This window comes from Deltaproteobacteria bacterium (genome assembly GCA_016219225.1).
Taxonomy (GTDB): Bacteria; Desulfobacterota; RBG-13-43-22; order RBG-13-43-22; family RBG-13-43-22; genus RBG-13-43-22.
On sequence record JACRBX010000155.1, the window covers coordinates 1 to 20,542 of the forward strand.

The 20,542-nt window shown below is 49.9% G+C and carries 20 protein-coding genes, 2 tRNA genes and 1 pseudogene; 13 read left to right on the forward strand and 10 right to left on the reverse strand.

Going from position 1 to position 20,542, the window contains the following annotated elements; genetic code table 11:
* Positions 1-116: 116 nt before the first annotated feature.
* From HY879_13275 to HY879_13300, 6 genes are all read left to right on the forward strand, one after another.
* The gene (locus HY879_13275) at positions 117-1,220 is read left to right on the forward strand and encodes a two-component system response regulator (protein ID MBI5604314.1); all 1,104 of its coding nucleotides are present in this window, start codon (positions 117-119) and stop codon (positions 1,218-1,220) included.
* Positions 1,221-1,242: 22 nt separating this feature from the next.
* On the forward strand, positions 1,243-2,469 hold the full coding sequence (locus HY879_13280; GenBank protein MBI5604315.1) for an MFS transporter: 1,227 nt from the start codon (positions 1,243-1,245) through the stop codon (positions 2,467-2,469).
* 16 nt (positions 2,470-2,485) lie between these two features.
* Positions 2,486-2,770, forward strand: coding sequence for a hypothetical protein (locus tag HY879_13285; protein MBI5604316.1), 285 nt, complete (start codon positions 2,486-2,488; stop codon positions 2,768-2,770).
* Between the two features lie 3 nt (positions 2,771-2,773).
* The gene (locus tag HY879_13290) at positions 2,774-3,463 is read left to right on the forward strand and encodes a hypothetical protein (GenBank protein MBI5604317.1); all 690 of its coding nucleotides are present in this window, start codon (positions 2,774-2,776) and stop codon (positions 3,461-3,463) included.
* 68 nt (positions 3,464-3,531) lie between these two features.
* Positions 3,532-3,996, forward strand: a complete 465-nt coding sequence (locus HY879_13295; protein MBI5604318.1) for a nucleoside deaminase — start codon at positions 3,532-3,534, stop codon at positions 3,994-3,996.
* A gap of 129 nt (positions 3,997-4,125) precedes the next feature.
* Positions 4,126-4,219, forward strand: a tRNA-Ser gene (locus tag HY879_13300).
* Between the two features lie 262 nt (positions 4,220-4,481).
* Here HY879_13300 and HY879_13305 read toward each other — a convergent pair.
* The 6 genes from HY879_13305 to HY879_13330 form a co-directional block, all read right to left on the reverse strand.
* Positions 4,482-4,883 carry a hypothetical protein gene (locus tag HY879_13305; GenBank protein MBI5604319.1) on the reverse strand — a complete coding sequence of 134 codons (402 nt, stop codon included), beginning with the start codon at positions 4,881-4,883 and terminating at the stop codon, positions 4,482-4,484.
* Between the two features lie 67 nt (positions 4,884-4,950).
* Entirely contained in the window at positions 4,951-5,916 is a 966-nt protein-coding gene (locus HY879_13310; GenBank protein ID MBI5604320.1) for a hypothetical protein, read from the reverse strand.
* Positions 5,917-5,952: 36 nt separating this feature from the next.
* Complete coding sequence (locus HY879_13315) at positions 5,953-6,795, reverse strand: nucleotidyl transferase AbiEii/AbiGii toxin family protein (protein ID MBI5604321.1); 843 nt, start codon at positions 6,793-6,795, stop codon at positions 5,953-5,955.
* Complete coding sequence (locus tag HY879_13320; GenBank protein ID MBI5604322.1) at positions 6,792-7,109, reverse strand: hypothetical protein; 318 nt, start codon at positions 7,107-7,109, stop codon at positions 6,792-6,794. Before HY879_13320 ends, HY879_13315 begins: the two co-directional genes overlap by 4 nt.
* 567 nt (positions 7,110-7,676) lie before the next feature.
* Positions 7,677-9,026: an ATP-binding protein gene (locus tag HY879_13325; protein MBI5604323.1), complete on the reverse strand. Its 1,350-nt coding sequence runs from the start codon at positions 9,024-9,026 to the stop codon at positions 7,677-7,679.
* Positions 9,027-9,273: 247 nt separating this feature from the next.
* Positions 9,274-9,639, reverse strand: a complete 366-nt coding sequence (locus HY879_13330; GenBank protein ID MBI5604324.1) for a hypothetical protein — start codon at positions 9,637-9,639, stop codon at positions 9,274-9,276.
* Positions 9,640-10,032: 393 nt separating this feature from the next.
* Between HY879_13330 and HY879_13335 the strand changes: the two genes are divergently transcribed.
* The 6 genes and pseudogenes from HY879_13335 (at position 10,033) to dnaX (ending at position 16,443) form a co-directional block, all read left to right on the forward strand.
* On the forward strand, positions 10,033-10,440 hold the full coding sequence (locus HY879_13335; protein MBI5604325.1) for a DUF3883 domain-containing protein: 408 nt from the start codon (positions 10,033-10,035) through the stop codon (positions 10,438-10,440).
* A 28-nt stretch (positions 10,441-10,468) separates the two neighbouring features.
* Positions 10,469-11,652, forward strand: a pseudogene (locus HY879_13340) (putative DNA binding domain-containing protein).
* A complete protein-coding gene (locus tag HY879_13345; protein MBI5604326.1) occupies positions 11,649-12,632 on the forward strand; it encodes a ParA family protein in 984 nt (327 codons plus the stop codon). Before HY879_13340 ends, HY879_13345 begins: the two are co-directional and overlap by 4 nt.
* Before the next feature lie 758 nt (positions 12,633-13,390).
* Positions 13,391-14,026 (forward strand): hypothetical protein, encoded by a 636-nt coding sequence (locus HY879_13350; protein ID MBI5604327.1) that lies wholly within the window; start codon positions 13,391-13,393, stop codon positions 14,024-14,026.
* A 306-nt stretch (positions 14,027-14,332) separates the two neighbouring features.
* A tRNA-Ser gene (locus HY879_13355) sits at positions 14,333-14,426 on the forward strand.
* Positions 14,427-14,721: 295 nt separating this feature from the next.
* On the forward strand, positions 14,722-16,443 hold the full coding sequence (gene dnaX / locus HY879_13360; GenBank protein ID MBI5604328.1) for a DNA polymerase III subunit gamma/tau: 1,722 nt from the start codon (positions 14,722-14,724) through the stop codon (positions 16,441-16,443).
* A 127-nt stretch (positions 16,444-16,570) separates the two neighbouring features.
* On the opposite strand, the gene HY879_13365 is transcribed toward dnaX, so the two are convergent.
* Genes HY879_13365 through HY879_13375 form a run of 3 tightly spaced genes read right to left on the reverse strand, consistent with a single transcriptional unit; the run spans position 16,571 to position 18,383 of the window.
* Positions 16,571-17,281 carry a dienelactone hydrolase family protein gene (locus tag HY879_13365; protein MBI5604329.1) on the reverse strand — a complete coding sequence of 237 codons (711 nt, stop codon included), beginning with the start codon at positions 17,279-17,281 and terminating at the stop codon, positions 16,571-16,573.
* A 20-nt stretch (positions 17,282-17,301) separates the two neighbouring features.
* Entirely contained in the window at positions 17,302-17,703 is a 402-nt protein-coding gene (locus tag HY879_13370; protein ID MBI5604330.1) for a hypothetical protein, read from the reverse strand.
* Positions 17,700-18,383 (reverse strand): phosphoribosyltransferase, encoded by a 684-nt coding sequence (locus HY879_13375; protein ID MBI5604331.1) that lies wholly within the window; start codon positions 18,381-18,383, stop codon positions 17,700-17,702. Before HY879_13375 ends, HY879_13370 begins: the two co-directional genes overlap by 4 nt.
* Before the next feature lie 414 nt (positions 18,384-18,797).
* Between HY879_13375 and HY879_13380 the strand changes: the two genes are divergently transcribed.
* Positions 18,798-19,265: a ferritin family protein gene (locus HY879_13380; GenBank protein MBI5604332.1), complete on the forward strand. Its 468-nt coding sequence runs from the start codon at positions 18,798-18,800 to the stop codon at positions 19,263-19,265.
* Between the two features lie 259 nt (positions 19,266-19,524).
* Here the strand turns inward: HY879_13380 and HY879_13385 are convergent, their stop codons facing one another.
* Positions 19,525-19,854 carry a type II toxin-antitoxin system RelB/DinJ family antitoxin gene (locus HY879_13385; GenBank protein ID MBI5604333.1) on the reverse strand — a complete coding sequence of 110 codons (330 nt, stop codon included), beginning with the start codon at positions 19,852-19,854 and terminating at the stop codon, positions 19,525-19,527.
* Positions 19,855-20,542 lie beyond the last annotated feature (688 nt).

The window sequence follows — 20,542 nt, forward strand, 5'->3', positions numbered from 1 at the left end:
AACAGGTTACTGGTTGCGGGTTACTCGTTACTCGTTCCATTGGAATGAAGAAGATCGATAACGAGCAACGAGAAACAAGTAACCCGTAACGGGCAACGAAAGACAGGAGACCTTTAATGGAGCCAAAACCCAAGATCCTGGTAGTCGATGATGAAGAGCGAAACCTGCGTCTGATGGAGGCCATGCTTATCCCCCTGGGATACGAGGTGTTAAAAGCCCAGAATGGGGAAGAGGCCCTGAATAGGGTTAAAGAAAATCCACCGGACGTGATTTTGCTGGACATCATGATGCCCAGGATGGACGGCTATGAAGTGGCCCGGCGTTTAAAAGAAAAGGAAGAGACCCGACTTATCCCTGTTGTCATGGTAACGGCCTTGCGGGATGTGGAAGACCGGATTAAAGCCCTGGATGTGGGGGCCGATGATTTTTTGAGCAAGCCGGTGGAAAAGATCGAACTCCGGGCCCGGGTTCAGTCCCTGGTCAAGGTCAAGGCCTATTACGATCACATGAAAAATTACCAGAGAGACCTGGAAGCCGAAGTGGCCCGGAGAACCGAACAACTCCAGAAGGCCTTTCTGCGGATCAAGATTGCCTCTCTGGACACCATTTACCGCCTTTCCCGGGCAGCGGAATTTAAAGATGAAGAAACCGGTGCCCACATTCAGCGCATGAGCCAATATGCCGCGACTGTGGCTCGAACCCTGGGATTAAACGAGAAAACCGTAGAATCGATCCTCTATGCCGCACCCATGCACGATGTGGGCAAGATCGGTATCCCGGACCGGATCCTGCTGAAACCGGGGAAATTAAACGACGAAGAATGGAAGATCATGAAACAGCATACCACGATGGGGGCACATATCCTGGGAGGGTCTCAGGCCGGCTTCATTAAATTAGGAGAAGTCATTGCCCTGAGCCATCATGAGAGGTGGGATGGCAGCGGCTATCCAAGAGGATTATCGGGAAAAAAGATCCCGCTGGCCGGACGCATCACAGCCATTGCCGATGTCTTTGACGCCCTGACTTCGAAACGTCCTTACAAGGAGATTTTCTCCGTAGAAAAATCCTATGAAATCATCCGGGAGGGCCGGGGAACCCATTTTGATCCTCAGGTTGTGGAGGCCTTCTTTCTTGCCCAGAAAGAGATCCTGGACATCAAGGAAAAATTCAAGGATGAAAAAGAGAGTTTTCTGGTACAAACAGCCGGGGAAATAAGATGATTTTTGGGATTGGGATATTTTGATGAATGATAAAACGCAAGGGATTATGGCCGTTTCTGGAAGTTCAGCGGCCATCTTCTGGCCGGGGGCCTTTATCTTCGGTTTTCCAGGGGTCATGGGGCCCCTGTGGCAAAATATGTTTCAGGTAGGGAAGGGTCCCATCGGCAATACCCTCTTTTTTGTCCTGGCCGCGGTCGGTTTTTTTATGTTTTTTGTCGGTCACTGGCAGGAAAGGTTCGGCACCCGCAAGATGATCAGCATCGGGGCCCTCCTCTGCGGTTTAAATGCCTTTTTGATCGCCTATGCCTCAACGCTGCCGATACTTTATCTCTGGGCTTTTTTGAACGGTACGGCCTCCTGTTTTATCTATATCCCGGCCCTGACAACGGTTCAGCGCTGGTTTCCGGAAAAGAAGGGCCTGGTTTCAGGAATCGTCAACCTGGCCTTTGGTGCCTCGGCAGCCATCATGGCCCCTGTGTTCGGGCATCTCCTTAATTCCATGGGTTATTTTACAATGAATATAATCCTGGCCGGGGCAGCCTTGTTGATGGGTGTTGGGGCTGCCTGGTTTACTGGGGTCCCGGAGATGCATTCAAACCTCCGTCCCAAGGGACAGGACATCCCAGTCCGGCCTATGGAATCAGAAAGGTCATTGACCGTTATTGAAAGTCTTCAGACCAAAAATTTTTGGTTTCTTTGGCTGACCTGGGCTTTTCAAGGGGCTGCCGGTATTGCCATGGTGGTTCTTTCTGTAAATTTCGGACTGTCCCATGGGCTGGCCGTCCCCTGGGCGGTTATGATCTTGAGTTCTTTTAATATCACCAACGGCCTGAGCCGGATAATCATGGGATTTCTTTCCGATAAATGGGGAAGGACGGGGATCATGAGCCTTACTTTTTTTGCGGCTGGTTGTGCATATTTAATTTTGCCGCACATGAATACCTTCCCGGCCCTGATCATTTTGTCAGCCATTATCGGCTTCGCCTTTGGAACCTTATTTGCCGTTTCTGCCCCCCTGGTTGCCGATTGTTTTGGGATGAAACACTTCGGGGCCATTTTAGGCCTGGTCTTTACTGCCTATGGTTTTCTCTCCGGCATACTCGGCCCTTCTTTGGGTGGCTATCTTCTGGATCTCCTGGATGATAACTACTTCATCGTTTTTAATTATCTGGGGATGTTTTGTCTCCTGTCCGGTTTTTTTATCCGCCGAGTCGTTCCCCCGGAAAGGGTTCGGAAAATTAAAGTCTAAGAACAGGGAGAGGTTTATGTTGGAATCCAAGAAAAAGATGGCCCAAAGTTTTTCTGATTTAAAAGTTGCCCTGGAAAAAGGAAAAGGCTTCCCGGAGGAGATTTTCCCGGTTTTTGAAAAAAGCTGCCAGGAATTTGCCCGGGAGACCGGAAAATTGCCGGCTGAAATTTTACAGCAATTCCTTGACTTGGTTCAGCGAATAGGAGAAAAGATAAAACAAGGGAATAATCGGGCGGTTTTTGAACAGATGGAAGAGATGAAAAGGATGAAAAAGTCCTGTCATGACCAATATAAAAAATAGCCAATGAAAAAATATTTTATCCTGATTTTTCTTTTCATGGTTTCGGCCGGCGGGTTCACTGCCCCGGAACTGCCGGCCATGGGTTCCAACAAAGGGGGAACCCCGAAAAAAGCGGAGGCGGTCAAGACCTCTTCTCCTGTTGCAGAGACCATTCAGATCACGATCCCCCCCGGGACCCAGGTTAAGGTCCAGTTGAATCAATCCATCCGAACCTCAACCCATCGGGCCAATCAGTCTTTTTTCGCCACCCTCAAAGAACCCCTGTTAATCGGGACCCAGGTAGTGGTTCCTGCCGGGGTTCCCCTGATCGGGATTATTTCCCGTTCCGTTGAATCCGGACATTTCAGCGGCACAGCCTTGCTGGAACTCAAGCTGGTGCGGATGATCCTGTCCAATGAAACGGTCAATCCCATAACCACCGAACCATTCCAAAAAGAAGGCCGGGCCCACCTGTTGCGTAATATCGGTCTGATCGGAGTGGGGGCCATAGTGGGGGCCGGAGTGGGCACCCTTCTGGGACAAACCCCAGGGGCCCTGACGGGAATCGCCCTCGGCGGCGGGACCGGGGCGGTTTTGGCCTATGTTACCGGAAAGGAAGATTTGTTTCTTAAGGCCGGCATAGAGCTGATCTTTAAATTGTCCGGCCCGATGACCATCACCATTCCGTCCTCACCTGCCATGCCATTGAAGTAATTGAATAAAGATGAAATATCTTGACATCGGGGCCCTGTCAATTTATTAAAATACCGGTGGATGAAACGATCTTTAAAGCCGAAGAATTTTTGGCCCTGGCCTTGAGAGAGGCCGAGCAGGCTTATCTCGAAGAGGAAGTCCCTGTCGGGGCGGTTTTGGTTTCTTCTGCCGGAGAGATAATCGCCTCCGATCATAACCGGACCCGGCAAAACAACGATCCTACGGCCCATGCCGAAATATTGGTTCTGAGGGAGGCGGCCCGGATTTTGAATAATTACCGGTTGCCGGGATCGACCTTGTTCGTCACCATCGAACCCTGCCTGATGTGCGCTGGGGCGGTGATTCAGGCCCGGGTGGGCAAAGTGGTTTACGGGGCGGCCGATCCCAAGGCCGGTGCCCTGGGGTCTTTATACGATGTTTCGCAAGACCGGCGGCTGAACCATTGCTTTGAGGTAATTCCGGGAGTGCTGGAATGGAAATGCCGGGATTTAATGCAAAAGTTTTTTAAGGACCGTCGAGGCAGTCAAGCATAAAAAAGGTTCAAGGCGCAGGGCTCAAGGTTTAAGCAAAAATCTGTAAATCCTGTCAATAAAATATTTTGAATTTCAAAAAGCCAAACAGATAAGGGTTTGTTAATTCCGAAATCCGAAATCGAAACTAACGGAGAGGTACCGAAGTGGCTGTAACGGGGCCGACTCGAAATCGGCTGTACGCCCAAAAGGTGTACCGTGGGTTCGAATCCCACCCTCTCCGCCAATAAATTATTTATTTTATTATATTAAAAAATTTAAAAACGGGTCGGATAAGGTTACAGGTAGGTTTAATAAGGAGTAATAAAAAAGGTCATCTCAAGATGACCAAATTGGTGATAAATGCTCCTAAGAGAGGAGTATAGGCTTAATAAAACTTTACCAACCCGATTTTTTTACTAACCCCAAGCTATTCCCACTTTTTGGTGGGACCAACCTTTGAATGATCGAGAAACATTGCCTTTTTCACTTCAAACAGACATCTCCTGTCAGGGGGTTATCCGGGTTAAATCTCGATTATCGACCATAAACGGATTGGTTTGCCAAGGACATCCACAGGATGGGCAGTGGGAGGACAGCGCCGGATAATGACTCATTTTTTCGGGCTTGCTTTTAGCCCTCTTTAATTTCCTGATAGATTCAACAACGGTTGAAGGGACCTCGCTGCTCTGCCCGCAGATCGGACACAGGGCAGACAGGGCCTTATCCCAATGCCCGGTCCCTTCTTGCAGATCATAATGCCATCTCCTGACGGGAGTTACCCGCACCGGCCAGGGGATTTCTCTTGGGTTCCCTTTCTCCGGCTCAATGATCTGGAACGCTTCTCCGTCCCCGGAATAAGAACAGGCCAGGATGGTATTCCCTTTCAGGCAAAAATCTCCTCTCATCACTTTATTCAATCTCATTGCCGAGAGACAAAGCCCGGTTTCCAGGTCCCATAGTCTTAGGGTTTGATCATCACTGGGCAGATGCCGATAAACGGCCATCGGCGGTCATGGAAACGGATTGGATTTCATCCGTGTGTCCCTCCAAATAAAGAAGTTTACGACCCGATACCAGATCCCAGACCCTCAAGACCTTTTCTTTTCCGCCCGATACGGCCAGGCGCCCATCGGCAGAAATTGCGACAGAGTTGACGAAGTGTTTATGTCCTTCCAGGGACCGCAAACACTTGCCGGTCTTCAGGTCCCAGACCCTAAGGGAAAAATCCCTAAACAAACCCCACGAACCTCCACCCGAGACGGCCCGCCGGCCATCCGGGGTAAGGGCCAGGGCCTGAACGCGGTCGGTATGTCCTTCCAGGGTATAAAGCAGGACCGCGTGGGGGTTGAAAGGCGGACGCCAGGCCGGGTGCCGCAGCAGCATGGGCCCCGGCTGGCCGGAGTGTATTATCTCCTCGGCCGCCTGGGTCACGGGCCCCTCAGCGGCCTGACCATAGGCCTGGGCCAAAACCAGGTTCGACACCGAGCCCACTTTTAGGAAATGATGGGTCTGGGATTTCGTGAATTGGGCGAAGGCCGTTAAGCGGTCCAAACGGGTAGGACGCCGGAGAAGGCGCTGCCGCTCCGCCTCCAGTTCCTCCTTTTCCAGCAGTTTCAGGGAAGGAATGATCTCCAGCTTATTAACCTTACCCCGGGCATAAAGCAGGAGATCCTGCGTATATTGGGCCAGCCGGGATTTTTGTTCACTTTTCTTTTTAGTAGTTTTCTGATTTTCCGGCAGGGCTTCCAGGGCGGCTTTAAAATCCTCATTCAGTTCATAGACCAGACCGGCGGCAATTTTTTCCTCCAAAAACAACAAATCGCAGAGGGCTCGCTCCAAGCCGTCCCAGTCTTTGGCCTGGATCGAATGATAAGGCAGGTCGAGGTCTTTTTCTACTCTGTCCTGGATAGGATCGGCCTGGTTATCAGTTTTTTCAGTCATGGAATCCTCCGAAGAGGCGGAGGATGTGGTTTAATCTCATGGTTGATCTTCCGTGCCATCCCGCCGCTCGGCGCCGGCACTCAATAAACTGCCAAGGGCTTCCGCGGTCACCAGGGCGATGTCGCGCTCCCTCTCCAGGAACGGCCGAACGTCCGCCCGTGCGCGTTCCCAGTCCAAGGCTTCGAGCCGGTTACGAAGTTCGTCCCGCCAGTTGCTTGCCGTCATGACGGGACCCTGCCAGCCGGTTTGCGCCAGGGCGGCATTGAGCAACACTAGATTGGGGGCCGGCCAGGTGCGGTCAGCCAGATACCAAGCGAGGTCGTAGAGATCGCGCCCCTTGGTCCAGTTACGGCTCAGAACGGCATGCAGTTTTCCCGCCAAAAGAGATGCCTTGTCGTAATGACAAAGGTTTAGAGTCACATGGCGCCGGACGATGGAGGTCACGATGCGCGCGCCGGGTGGGGGACGGGTGTCCATTTCCACCTTGATGGAAAGCGTCTGTGATGGATGGGTCGAGAATCCGAGTTCGTGGGGAAGCCCGGGAAACCTGATCCAGGCCGAGGCAATCGCTTTCTGTTCGTTGACTTTGATCTCGATCCGGTAGCCTTCGAGACCGAGTGCCCGCTTGACCTCGGCCAAGGCGTCCCTGAATCCGGCATCTTCGCCCGCTTTGATGAGTGAAAAATCGAGATCCTCCGAGAACCGCGGAATGGAGAACAAGAACCGCAACGCCGTGCCGCCCAAGAAGGCCCACCGCAGGAAGGCACCCGAGTCCTGCAGCGACTCGAGTACCCGTGCCTGGAGGTATTCACGCACCAGGCCTCCGCGGACAAGGTCATTGTCCGCCTGTTCCGCCAGTTGTCGCAGGTACTCCTTCATAGGGCCTCCCCCTCCTCTGCGGCGAGCAATGGGCCAACGCGTAGGGCGGTTCGGACCAGTTTGGGTTTGCCGCTGCGTTGCGCCAGTTCTTTAAGCATGGACAGGTGGATCGCGGCCGGATTCTGCAGGCGAAGCTCCCGGAGGTATTCAGTGGCCTCCGCCCCGGGAGTCAGGTGAACGAGATCCAGAAGTGCTTTCTCCGGGGAAGCCACGAAGGCGAACTGCCGGGGGGAAACCTCCACCCTGGAGTAGCCGAAGAGCAGCCTGTCGGCAAGGTGATTGAACTGGAATACGCCCAATGAGTTGCGAACCATCTCCGGGCGACCCGGTCCGACGCTCGTCACGACCGGGACCTGTTCAGGGATGACGCCATGCCAGGCCAGGGCAGCCTGAAGGCTCACGTAAGACCCTCGCTGGAGCCGGTTGGCAACCAGGAACGGGTGCGGCTCCACTTTGCGCCAAGTCGGTGCCAAGGCGTAGACCCCCCGGCGGAGCTGGAGCAATCGTCCCGCCTTTACCCAGCGCGACAGTTGCAGACGCACTTGACGGACCGATTCATTTCCAGACAGCAAGAGGGCGGACGCGAAAACCGCTTCGTCGGCGACCAAGGTTAGCAGTGTCTCCCATTTCATAGCGTATAGATATCATTTACGACAACATAATGCAATATGTTTTTCTGGTAAACACGTTAGACTTGGGACGATCCGGCTGACAGCTCTTCAGTTTACACATACAGGCCGATCCGTATCATGCTGTTTTCCTTCGGCTTTTGTTATGGGTTGGTTTGGATGGGCCCGTTCCATTCCAACAAGCCCGTCAGCAAAGCCAAGTTTCGGGTCTTATTTTCAGGGGAAACATCCCCTTCCCGTTCAAAGCATCCATCATATCAAATAGTTCTTGTTATCCGATCCCCTTACCGATACACCTTCCTGGTGGATTATCGTAAAGGCATAATAAAGAGGCAAAAAAATCAATTTTTGCTTTGGCAATTCGGAATAGGGCATACTGGAGAATACATAACCGGACGGACAATTCGGATAAGTCTCCAACAGCAAGTGCAAACTTCTCAGTCTTCCTGATGCGCCGCTCTTGATTTCGACCGGATGAATCCGACCATTGATGGTGATTAAAAAATCAACCTCGGCACTGCTGCTTTTAGCCTCTCTTGACCAATAGTACAATTCCTCCTGCCCTGCAGCTACAAATTCCTGACCAACAAACTGTTCGGCCATAGCCCCTCGATAGATAGACAGCAAGTCAGATCGGCTATATTCGATATCAATCGGCATTCCACAGAGATGTTGCATCAATCCAACATCCACCATGTGCGCTTTAAACTTTCTTTCCGAAGCGGAAGCCCCGAGAGGGAGCCCGGCCGGGGAAGAGGAAGAGACCTTGCGGATCACCTGGGCCAGGGAAAGCAAGTCAAAAGCTTTTTTAATGGTTGGAATGCTGAAGCCTTCGGCCAGATGGGTATATTTAATCTGTTGCCCAACGGATCGGGCTGTGGAAGAAAAAACGGAATTCAAACAGCGTTTATCGGAATAAGGGGCATATTTGGCAAAGTCCTGCCGATAGGCATTGGCCAGTTCTGCCTGGACCTCAAAGGCATCACGCATTTTACCGGAACGGGCATAAGCCGACACGGCTTCGGGCATCCCGCCGATAAACAAATAGCGGCGCAGCTCTTCCAACAGCATGGCGTGAACACTGTCTGGTTGTTTTTGGGGAGCGGAAAGAAGGAGTTCCGCAGCCGTGGTTTTGCCTGTGGCTTGCAGAAATTCCGGAAAACTCATGGGAACCATATTCAAAAACTGGACGCGCCCCACAGGAAACGAAATCTCTTTCATCGCGAATTCGAGCAAGGAGCCGGCCGCGATCACATGAAGCTCAGGAAATTCCTCATAAAAATACCGAAGGGCCGTTATCGCCCGGGGGCAACTTTGAATTTCGTCCAGAAAAAGCAGGTCTTTTTCTGGAATAATCTTTTCATTTAGAAGGATTTCCAACTCCGAAAGTATTCCAGCCGGTGCCAGATTCCCTGAAAATATCCTATGCCAGTCCAGATGTTTTTCCAGATCAACAACATGTACCTTTCCTTTAAAATAATGCTTTCCAAAATCAATAACCGACCAGGTCTTCCCTACTTGTCGTGCTCCGCGAAGAATAAGGGGCTTGCGCCTTTTCTGATTTTTCCAGGCCAATAATTTTTGGAAGATAAAACGTTTCATAGAAATTGGTCCCTTCAATAAGTCCCAATGTATTTATAAATACAAGGTTATTATAATGAATTAAGTTAAGTTATACAAGGGAAAAACTATGAATAAATGGGGTAGGTAAGTCGGGAAAATGTTTAGAAAATAAAATATCAACCCGTTATTTTTTCCAATTTATATTATTTTAACGCCTTCATGTCCTCCTGAAACAACCTTTCCCTTTCTGGGGATTACCTTGAACGCGATTGGGACGTTGTTCATTTCATTCAGTTTTAGTAGCTGCTTCCATCGCTTTAATTGCCATAGCCACCCCAGTTGTCCCAACTCCAACCTGGCGAGCGATCTCAGCCATAGGGAGCCCCAATTCACGGTATAAATAAAAACAGAGCCTTCTTCGAAGTTCCGACACGGCCTTTCGGCGGCTTCCGGATTTTAGCTCAATTTCATTAACTCCGGCTTCTCGACATTTTTCTTTAATGATCCTCGGCAACGCCCCGGCTTTCTTTCGGGCTCTAATTTGCCGGACCAGTTTTTGATCCGCTTCTTCCAGGATAGCTTGGACGAAATATCCGTCCCCTAAGATCCGCTCATCATAAGCTTCCGGTTCGCCCCTTTTTCGTAGAGACAAAACGCAAGACCAACCTCCCATACTCCGGATTAATCCACCGCCTACCAATTCCGGCCTCTGGCCAAGACCTTTAAAGAAAAGAATCAACCCTGCCGGCCCTTGTGAGATCAAGACCGTTAAAGGAAGATATTTTTAGCGCAATAAATCAGAGTCCACTCATCCCCCCGACATAAAAAGAGCCATAAAAAACATTCACAAAGGTCATACGACGTAGTCTGAAAAACCGATGGTCCTGCTTTTTTAGCAAAAATAGACCATTTTTTATTGACTATTGACTTTTTTTCAATTTAAGGATAGAAAATCTGTAGTAATTTTACGAAGTTTTCTTGTCGGCACCCTTTAGCTAAGGGAGTATCGATGAAAGAATAAGAGACCCCATTTCTTAAAGGCGAGGTGAGGTTTTTTTATTCAGTCGTCGCCACGATTGTCGCTGTGGTGCCTATTGCTGAGGGGGCGGTTCATGTCTTTTACAAAACGCCCGATGGAACTCTCAGTGACCGACTGCTTGGTCGGGCCGATGAGGTCACTATCGGTATCGCTACCCAGCCCGAGGCCCGTCACATCGAGGTCAAGGGCTGCGTGCAGGGCGCGGGCACCGTCACCATTACCCGTAACGAAATGCTCTACGCCCTGAACCAGGCCGATAAATTCCTTCTGGACGTCATGCTCCTGGGCGAAAGCGAAGGAGTTGAAGGCCCCTATTATCTGCGCAACCCATTCGAGGCCGTACCCGGCTGGGGCGTTTCGTCTGTGAATTTTGAAATTCGGGAACTCTTAAAGAAAGCAGAAATACAATGTTGAACAAGCCACTTTTAAAATCGGGGGCACTATGTTAACTGAAGAGCAATTGATTGGACTATTGACCGATTTGGAAGCTGACAATATTGAACGAACAGTCTCGGTGGATGATACGGATAAATTTGGTCAGGCAATTTGTGCTTTTGCCAATGATCTTCCTAACCATCGCCGACCGGGCTACTTACTTGTCGGGGTGAGAAACAATGGGGCATTATCCGGTTTGACGGTGACCGATGAACTTCTTAGGAACCTGGGTGGTATTCGGTCCGATGGGAATGTGTTACCCCAGCCCTACATGAATGTAGGCAAGTTTTCTCTAACTGATGGCGATGTTGTGGTGGTGGAGGTTTTCCCCTCGGATCTTCCGCCTGTCCGTTATAAGGGTCGTGTTCACATTCGAGTAGGGCCGCGTAAAGGCATCGCCAATGAACAAGAAGAACGTATTCTGTCAGAGCGTCGTGTTGCACTTGCCCGTTCCTTTGATGCACGTCCTTGCTCTGAAGCGACGATTGATGAAATAGCCTTGGGACAATTTGATGCCTATCGTCGAGAAGCCGTTGATCCGGAAACCATTTCAGCTAATGATCGATCAGTCGAACTACAGTTGGCATCCTTAAGGCTATACGATCCCGAACGTGCTTGTCTAACGCACGCAGGTGTATTGCTCTTCGGGAAAAACCCCCGATTTTTTCTGCCGGGAGCCTATGTTCAATATCTCAAGTTGCCTGGTACGGACTTGACGGAATTACCCGATGATCAAGCAGAAATTTCCGGCGATCTTAACTCCGTGCTCCGTGAGTTGGAAGGAAGGCTCAAGGTGCTGATTCAGACAACGATGCGTGCGGTCAGTGCACTTGAGGAAAAGTTGCAACCAGACTACCCGGAGTGGGCGTTACGGGAGCTCTTGATGAATGCTGTCATGCACCGTAATTATGATAGTAATTCCCCCATTCGTTTTTACGCATTTAGCGACACATTGAGATCCAAAGTCCCGGCGGCTTGTATGGTGAAGCTACACCGGAAAACTTTCCTACCCGTAACAGTTACCGCAACCCGGTGATTGCCGAAGCCATGAAATCGCTCGGCTTTGTCAACAGGTTTGGCTACGGGGTTCAGCGGGCTCAGACTCTCCTGGCACAGAATGGCAACCTCCCCGCGCAATTCGAGTTCGACGAGCACTCCGTATTGGTTAAGATATTTCGGAGGTTAACATGAAGACAATCGCCTTCTTTAACAACAAGGGCGGTGTGGGCAAGACCTCACTGGTGTATCATTTGGCATGGATGTTTGCAGACCACGGCGTCAAGACACTTGCTGTAGATCTTGACCCACAATCAAACCTTACCGCCATGTTTCTTGACGAGGAACGCCTGGAAACATTGTGGCCTGATGACGAACATCCTGACACCGTTTATGGAGCAATTCGACCGATTCTGCGAGGTACCGGCGACATCGCCGAGCCTGGCGTGGAAATGATTACCAAGAACCTCGGCCTCATTCCAGGCGACCTTGGATTGTCGCGGTTTGAAGACAAGCTTTCCGATGCGTGGCCTCGGTGCCACAATCGGGACGAATCCGCTTTTCGTACTATGACGGCATTTCACCGTCTTGTCCAGCGCGGAGCCGGATGGGGAGCAGAACTGGTATTGATCGACGTCGGCCCCAATCTGGGCGCCATCAATCGTTCAGCGTTGATTGCCTCCGATCAGGTTTGTCTGCCGCTGGCCCCGGATCTTTTCTCTCTGCAAGGTCTCAAGAACCTTGGGCCTACATTGCGGGACTGGCGCGCAATATGGGCGGACCTTCTCACCAAGGCGCCGCCAGATCTGCCGATGCCCAAAGGGGTGATGCAGCCTATCGGCTACATTGTTATGCAACATGGCATTCTCGATACTCGCCCGGTTAAGGCATATAAACGTTGGATGGATCGAATACCAGGTGTCTATCGAGAAGCGGTTCTGGCTGAAACGATTACGTCTTTGCCACTTGTTGCGCAGGATCCCTATTGTCTTTCATTGCTCAAGCATTATCGAAGTCTGATGCCGATGGCCATGGAGGCGCGCAAACCGATTTTTTTCCTTAAATCAGCCGATGGGGCGATTGGTTCCCACATGGAGGCTGTCAAGAGTTGTTATGCCGATTTTCAAAAACTGGCAGGCAAAATCGCCGCATCTGCTGGCATAGCATTTAATTGAATATTGAGGCAGTTCATGACTCATCCCATCAAATCACCCCCGCAAACTCATCGAGGTTGCCTTACCGTTGGACGCTATCAATAAGGCTGCAAAGGAAGAGAAGTCTGTCCCGAGGCACGGTCATCCTCACACCCCAGACCCAGACAGGGTCGTACCAGACGAACTGATTGAATTCTCTGTAGGTCTTATCAAAACGGATAGAGAAAAAGGGTCTTAGAGGCATCTTTTTACCCCTAAAAAGGTGCCTCTAAGCAGAATACCGATGCTACGAGCCAAACGATTTGGCGCTACAATCCACCCCCGTTGAGATCAGGATTGGGATTCGCCGGGAACAGGGCCGAGCCCGGATTTGGTGCCCTCACCTCGTCCATTGGTCCGCCAAGGCATAACTGGTGCTGCGACCGCCGCCTGGCTCTTTCGACAAAACGCTACGCCTTACCAGATCGTCAATATTCCTATGGGCGGTGTCCTGGGAGCATTTGGCCAGCTTGGCCCATTTGGAAGAACTCAGCTTTCCTTCAAAACCATCAAAAAGTCGGTTGATGGTGGTCCGCTATCAGCGATTTTATGAAGCATAGATCGGGCGTTTTGGGATAGAACTTTTACCATTCATTTGGAAATTTCTTGACGGGAAGAGCAAACTGGGAGTAAAAGCGAAGTATGCCCCGTAAGTTGGTGATTTCTATGACTGAGATCGCTCGTCAGGTCGGGGTTAAGAAAAAAAGGGGTGGCTTGACACACTTGAAAGGAGAAGAGCTATGCCGACCGCTTCCGCCTTGGAGGCCTCAAGGATTTTGAGGGATGGTAGTCTGTTTCAGTGGTATGTGATCGCCCTTTTCGCCCTGGTGGTCTATGTCTATGCCGTGGAGATCGAGCGGAAAAACTGGAATCTCTTTTTCGCCGGACTGGCCTTCTGGGGGATGGACTGGTTTAATGAGATTTGGAACGGCCTGGTCTTTCACTTCACCAACCAGGCCCCGGTCTGGGGCGCCCCGGGGAAGACCGCCTATTTGATCCTCATCGGCCTTAATATCGAAATATGTTTTATGTTTGCCGTGGCCGGGATCACCTTCGGCAAGATGCTGCCGGCCGACAAAAAACTCCGGATCCTGGGCATCCCCAACCGTCTTTTCCTGGCCGTTTTAAATTCGGTTTTTTGTGTTTTTGTGGAAGTTCTCCTGAATGGCCTGGGGGCCCTGACCTGGGATTATTCCTGGTGGGGGACAAAGGCCCCCTGGCTTATCTTTCTGATCGGCTATCTGCCCTTCTTTCTGGTCTCTTTCCGGGTTCATGATATGGATTCGGTCGGCAAAAAGACCTTGACCGTTGGGGGTATCCTGAGCGTTGATGTGGCGGCCTTGGTGGTCTTTGGGGTTTTCCTAAAATGGATTTGAGGAGTTCAGCGCAATCCCCGGTTGATCCTTCATTATAATCAGTTTAATTTTTTTAGAAATCGTCGATAACCCCTCCGTCGTTCCGGCGAAGGCCGGAATCCAGAGTTATTCAGGGAAAAGAAAGCCCTGGATTTCCGTTCCCCGATTAGGGCTTTCGAGGACAAACTTTACGTTAATTACATGTAACATGTTAAAAATATTTATAAAAAAATAATTAAAATTATTAAACGAGCCGAATGGATACCATCCATTGAGAGAATAAATCTTGACTTATATCAGAGAAAAATGTTAAAAAAATTTTCTTACGGAGAGATGTCCGAGTTGGCTGAAGGAGCACGACTGGAAATCGTGTGTACGCCCAAAAGGTGTACCGAGGGTTCGAATCCCTCTCTCTCCGCCATTTCCATTTTCGGATTTTGGATTACGGATTTCGGAATGGGGAAGAAGAATTTTAATGTTAAATTAGCTTTTTGAAATATTTTGGCACGGATTTCACGGATAAACACGGTAAGGCAAAATGATTATCCATCAATCACGATATAGACGTGATTGATAGATACCTGCTCTCCGCCTTCGGCGGATGCTGGTCTCAAGAAAACGGATGCCCGTTTTCTTGAAAAATAAAGAGCATTATCCGCATTTATCCGCATACCTTTTATCTTGCGCCTTGTGCCTTAAGCCTCACGCCTGTTTTTATGTCCTATCTCGTTTTAGCCCGGAAATGCCGGCCCCAGGTTTTTGAAGATGTATTGGGGCAGAATCATGTAACCCAGACCCTGCAAAACGCCATTAAATCCGGGCGGGTTGCCCATGCTTATCTGTTCAGCGGTCCCCGGGGAGTCGGCAAGACCTCGGTGGCCCGAATCCTGGCCAAGGCCCTTAATTGCCAGAATGGCCCGACCCCGATTCCCTGCAACCAATGTACTTCCTGCCGGGAGATCACCCAGGGGGTGAGCCTCGACGTCCAGGAGATCGATGGGGCCTCCAACCGCGGGATCGACGACGTCAGGGAGTTGCGGGAAAACATCAAGTATCTGCCGGCCCAGGGCCGCTACAAGATTTATATCGTCGATGAAGTCCATATGTTGACCGGGGAGGCCTTTAATGCCTTATTAAAGACCCTGGAAGAGCCCCCTAAACACGCCCTGTTTATCTTTGCCACTACGGAACTCAACAAGGTCCCTTTAACAATTTTTTCCCGCTGCCAGTCCTTTAATTTCAGACGGGTTTCCCTGGATTCGATAGTCGATTATCTTAAATCTCTGGCCCAGGCCGAGCAGGTAGCCGTGGAAGAAGGGGCCTTACGTTTGATCGCCCGGCAATCCGAGGGAAGTATTCGGGATTCCTTAAGTCTTTTGGATCAAATCCTTTCCTTTTCTGCGGAAAAAATAAGCGAGGCCCAGGTTCAGGAAATCCTCGGTTTTGTGGACCGCCGGATCATTTTTGAAGTCGGCTGGGCCATCGTCGGCAACCAGGTAAAAAGACTGCTGGAACTGGTCTGCGAGGTCTATGAATTCGGTTACGACTTGAAACAGTTTTATAAGGACCTCATCGAACAGGTCCGAAGTTTGCTCCTGATAAAAATGGGACATGATCAGGGGCCTTTATTAGACCTTCCCGGGGAAGAGATCTCCGGGATTAAAAAAAAGGTCCAGGAGGTTTCCTTAGAGTTTCTCCAGGACGCATTGCATTTTTTAATCCAATCGGAATGGGAATTGCGCCGGGCCCCCCAGCCCCGTTTAGCTTTGGAAATGATTTTGCTCCGAACGGCTCGATTACGGGAAATCATTCCCATCGATACTATTCTGGAGAAACTGGACCGGATCCAGGAACAGGGCCTTCTCCCCCGAGAAGCTCCCCCGGTCTTTAAAGAACCGGCACCAAAGAAGATGGAAACCCTGAAAGAGACTTCTCCGGTTTATTCCAACGATCCCTGGCCTGAAGAAGCCAGGGTGCAAAGGGTCGAAAAAGAAGTCGTGGAAGCCCCACCTCCCGAGGCCCCCTTCGAACCACCCGCTTCGAGAGGGTCCGAACCGTTTTCGAAAGAAGAATTGCTGGAATTTATTCGTGGGGAAAATATTCCTTTGGCTACTTATTTGGCCCAGGCCGATCTAAGGGTCGTAGACAAAAATACCCTGGAATGGGACTTCAAGGGAAATTCCTTTCATTTGAGATTGTTGGAGGGAAACGGCAATAAAAAGAAATTAGAAAAACTCTGCCAGGACTTTTATAAACGGAAGGTCAAAATCAAATTCCTTTCCACCGAACCGCAAAAGGAAATACGGAGCGAGGCTGTTTCTCCGGTGCGGCCCTCCAAAACCTCTTTTAAGGAAAAGATCTCCCACCCCCGGATTAAAGACTTTATCGATATCTTTCAGGCCGATGTGGTGGACCTGAAGATGCCCCCCGAAAAATGATAAGAGGGTTTAATAAGAAAATAACGTTGCGGGTTTCTGGTTACGAGTTACGGGTTTAAAACCAACCTTACTTTGACATTCGAAATTTTCATGGTTCGTGGTGCCCGCTACAGGCGGGCATGAGAGTTTAGCCATGACTGGAATTCCTTCCTTCTTCTCGGGAAGCCGCTGACTTTTCCCCTACCAGGTAGTTCTGAAACCACTCGGCCGCCAGCCGGGAGACTTCTTCCATGGCCCCCGGTTCCTCAAAAAGATGAGAAGCCCTGGGGACGATGACCAGCTTTTTTTCGGTTTGAAGCTTCTCCATAGCTTCACGGTTCATTTCGATTACGGGATAATCGTGACCTCCTACGATCAGGAGGGTTGGGGCCTTCACCAGATAAAGGTCATCTCCGGCCAGGTCCGGACGACCCCCGCGGGATACAATGGCGGAAACAACCAGGGGTCGGGCGGTGGCGGCCATTAGTGCTGCCGCAGCCCCGGTGCTGGCCCCGTAGTAACCGATGGTCAGGTCCCGGGTGGTCTTGTCGGCCAGAACCCAGTCGGTTACAAAGCCTAATCGTTCGGCTAAAAGGGGGATATTGAACCTTAAATGTCCGGTGTAGCGATCCTCTGCCTCCTCCTGGGAGGTCAGCAGGTCGAAAAGCAAGGTGGCCAATCGGGTTCCATGAAGGTAGCGGGCTACGGACTGATTTCGGGGACTGTGTCGGCTGCTCCCGCTTCCGTGGGCAAAAACCACCAGTCCCTGAGCACCCTCGGGTATCTTCAGGTCACCTTCCAGAAAAACCTTACCGGCCGAAACCTTGACCGGATATTCTTGAATGTTGGCGGAATGCATAGGTCCCTTCTGTTTGGGGTCTACTGTTCAACATCACTATGGGGTTGGATTTTAAAGTCGATGATCTTATCCACACGGACTACCATTTGACGTTCAATTTGAGGAATGGGGTGGTTTTCCATTTCCGGAAGGTAGCCATTCATCATGCCAAGCTCCTTCAAATCCATCAGTTCTCCGATGATCTGAAAACCATAATCCGTGACCGGGTTCCAGGTAACAATGGTCAGAAAATGGTTGCTGCAAAGGTTTTGCATGGTCTCAGGGCAGAACCAGTCGGCTATCACCACTTCGTTTCCCGGGGTGATGGAAAGGGTCCGGGCGGCAGCGATGTGCGTTCTTCCGGAGGGGTCGGCTGTAGCGACAAAAACATGTCCCACCTCGGCAGCTAATTTTTCAGCTTCTTTCAGCAGCTTTGGATTCATCTTCCTTTCTCCTTTTCATGGGCCTCCTTCAGGATAGTCAGCATTTCATCATCGCTAACCTGGTCAAATGAAGCATAGAACTGTCCCACGGCCATAAAGTCAGGCGGCACCCGGAGGCAGATGGTTTCATCGGCCTCATCAGCTAAGCGCATCACGGAATCCTCGGAACCTACCGGCAGTGCCAGAACCAGTCGGTTCGGGCCTTCAACCCGTACGGCTTTGAGGGCGGTCATGGTGGTGGCTCCGGTGGCCACCCCGTCGTCGGTAATAATGACCAGTCTGCCCTCGAGAGGAACTTTGGGGCGGACCTTGCGGATCTGAACGGCCCGGCGGGTGAGTTCTGCCAACTGATGTGCTTTTTCCCCCTCGATCTGGTGATTATCTATCCCTAACATCCGGACGATCCCCGGATCGACAAAGGCAATGCCGCCCTCGGCGATGGCGCCCATGGCCAATTCCGGATGTCCCGGCGTGCGCAATTTATGGGAAAGCACGACATCCAAGTCACCATTCAAGGCCAGGGCCAATTCCAGGGCGGCAATAATACCTCCCCGAGGGATTCCCAGAACGACCGCTTTCCGATTCCCTAAATGCCCAATTTCCCGGGCCAGCAGCTTCCCGGCTTCCACCCGATCGATAAAAGGCTGACTGCTTCGAGAGACAATTTTCAGGCTTCCCATATTGAATTCCCCTTGGGCATTTCTCTTTCAGGCCCTTTCTTTATTTTTTGAAAATCAACGGGAAAGTGGAATTATTCTAATTAAAGTGTAACGATAATTATCAAAAAAGAAATCCAGACAATCCTGTATTTTTGGGATTTAAAAACTGTATATTGACTGTCTTCTCCTTGTCGGGCAGGTTGAGAGCTTGCTTTTGGCTGTAAAGGGTATTAAATAGAAAATGATGGCTATGTAAAAAGTCAAAGATTGCTCTTTCCCGTCATTCCGGTGGAAACCGGAATCCAGGTTCAAAGGTCTGGTTCCCGTTTTCCACCGGGACGGTGTCTGGACCCCGGCTTTCGCCGGGGTGACGGCCCGAGAGACATTTTTACGAATCCATCAAAATAAAGGACTATCAAATCATAGGAGGTGCGTATGAAGGCGATTACTACCGGGGAAATATTTAAAAAGGCGATCATCTTTGAGGAGCTGTCACATACTTTTTATAAACGCCTCCAGGAGGTGGTCCTGGACGATATGACCAGGGATACCCTGGAATTTCTGGCCCGTGAAGAATTAAAACATAAAGATTTTCTGGAAAAGTATCTTCAGGGAAAAGTATCGGGTTTTACCCTGGATCTGGCCCAGGTCCATGACAGCAAGATTGTCGAGGCCTTTCAAGCCCCGCCGGTTGTTCCCGACCTGCTCCAAAAGGATGCCTTTTTATTGGCTGCGGAAAGGGAAAAGCATTCCCATGAATTTTACCTGAACCTGGCTGAATTACATTCGGCCGGAGAGGCTAAGGAGATCTTCCGGAAACTGGCCCTGGAAGAATTGGCCCACAAAGAAAAGGTGGAATATTTATATGTCAATGCCGCTTTTCCTCAAACATCGGGGGGATGAGGCGACGATTTTTTGAAACAGGTAGGGTGGGTGAAGTGAAACGGAACCCACCACATAATAAATGCCTTGTACCCCTTGTGGGTTATGAATTGATTTTGTCATTTTTTATTGGGTTGGTGGGTTGCACTTCGTTTCACCCACCCTACGGGAACTGCTGGCTAAGACAAAAAATTTTTTGGCCACTCCCGTGCACTGTGAAGAATGCGGAGAATTTGAATTTTATTTCTTTTGATCCGATAAGCGGTGAGGTAAGGTGTCCTTACGATAACCAGTTCGCGAGTTCCCTTTTCGATAACTCAATGCGTTTCGCACCCCATCGGTCGCGCACTTGTGCATGCGGAATAAAAACGGTATTGGGGTTGTCCGCTTCCTTTATGGCGGTTTTGACCTGTCGCCGGAACCATCTATCATGTTCTTCAGTTTCCCCTTTTGACAGTTCGACTTTAAAGGGTAACCCCTTTTCAATAACCACCTGGTTTATAAAGAGCCGTATTGCCTCACTTATTGAGAGTCCCAGGCCTTGTAAAAGATTCTGGGCCTTGGCTTTTACTGCGGAATCTATTTTTGAGCGAACCATCGTCTCCGGCATATCACGCCCCCTTATTAACTCTTTGTTTCATTCGTTGAGATTATAAAATGGAAAAAAATTCGGGTCAAGTGGGATTTTCGTCTTATCGAAACTAAATAAAAAAGAAAAAAGATCAAATAAACCAGATAGACCAGATGGGGTAAGCCGCTTCTGATCAAAATTAAAAAAACTTGACAGACGTTTCTGGTTGGAAGCGTGTAGCGTGGGTGGAACGCAGTGCAACCCACCAATAAAATAAACAGGTACAGTTATTCTTTTAAATCAAGCAAAGATCAAAAATAGCCTCCAATGGGGTTAAACTATGAAGTGAATCGAAATCCCAATTCATCCCCAACCAAATATTTGTGCAAATGGCACATGCTTTTGTGCAATATTCATTCTTCCTTCCGGCTTCATCACACCTAACTGCATAAAATAAAAATATAATTTAATTTATTTTCCCATAGCATAGTTTTTGCATTAAAAAAATTATTTTTCATTTTCACGACGGTCATTTTTACCAAATGTGACATTGTTGTACTAACCCTTGCTTCTCCCGATAGGAGGTTTTATGAAAGCAAAAACACATCTTTTTTTATTGTCGTTTTGGTTTGTTGGGCAACGGTAGCGATGGCAGCCCTGTAGCCCTGTAGGGTGGGTGAAGTGCTAACGGAACCCACCGATTTGTGGGATTGTTTTATCCACATCG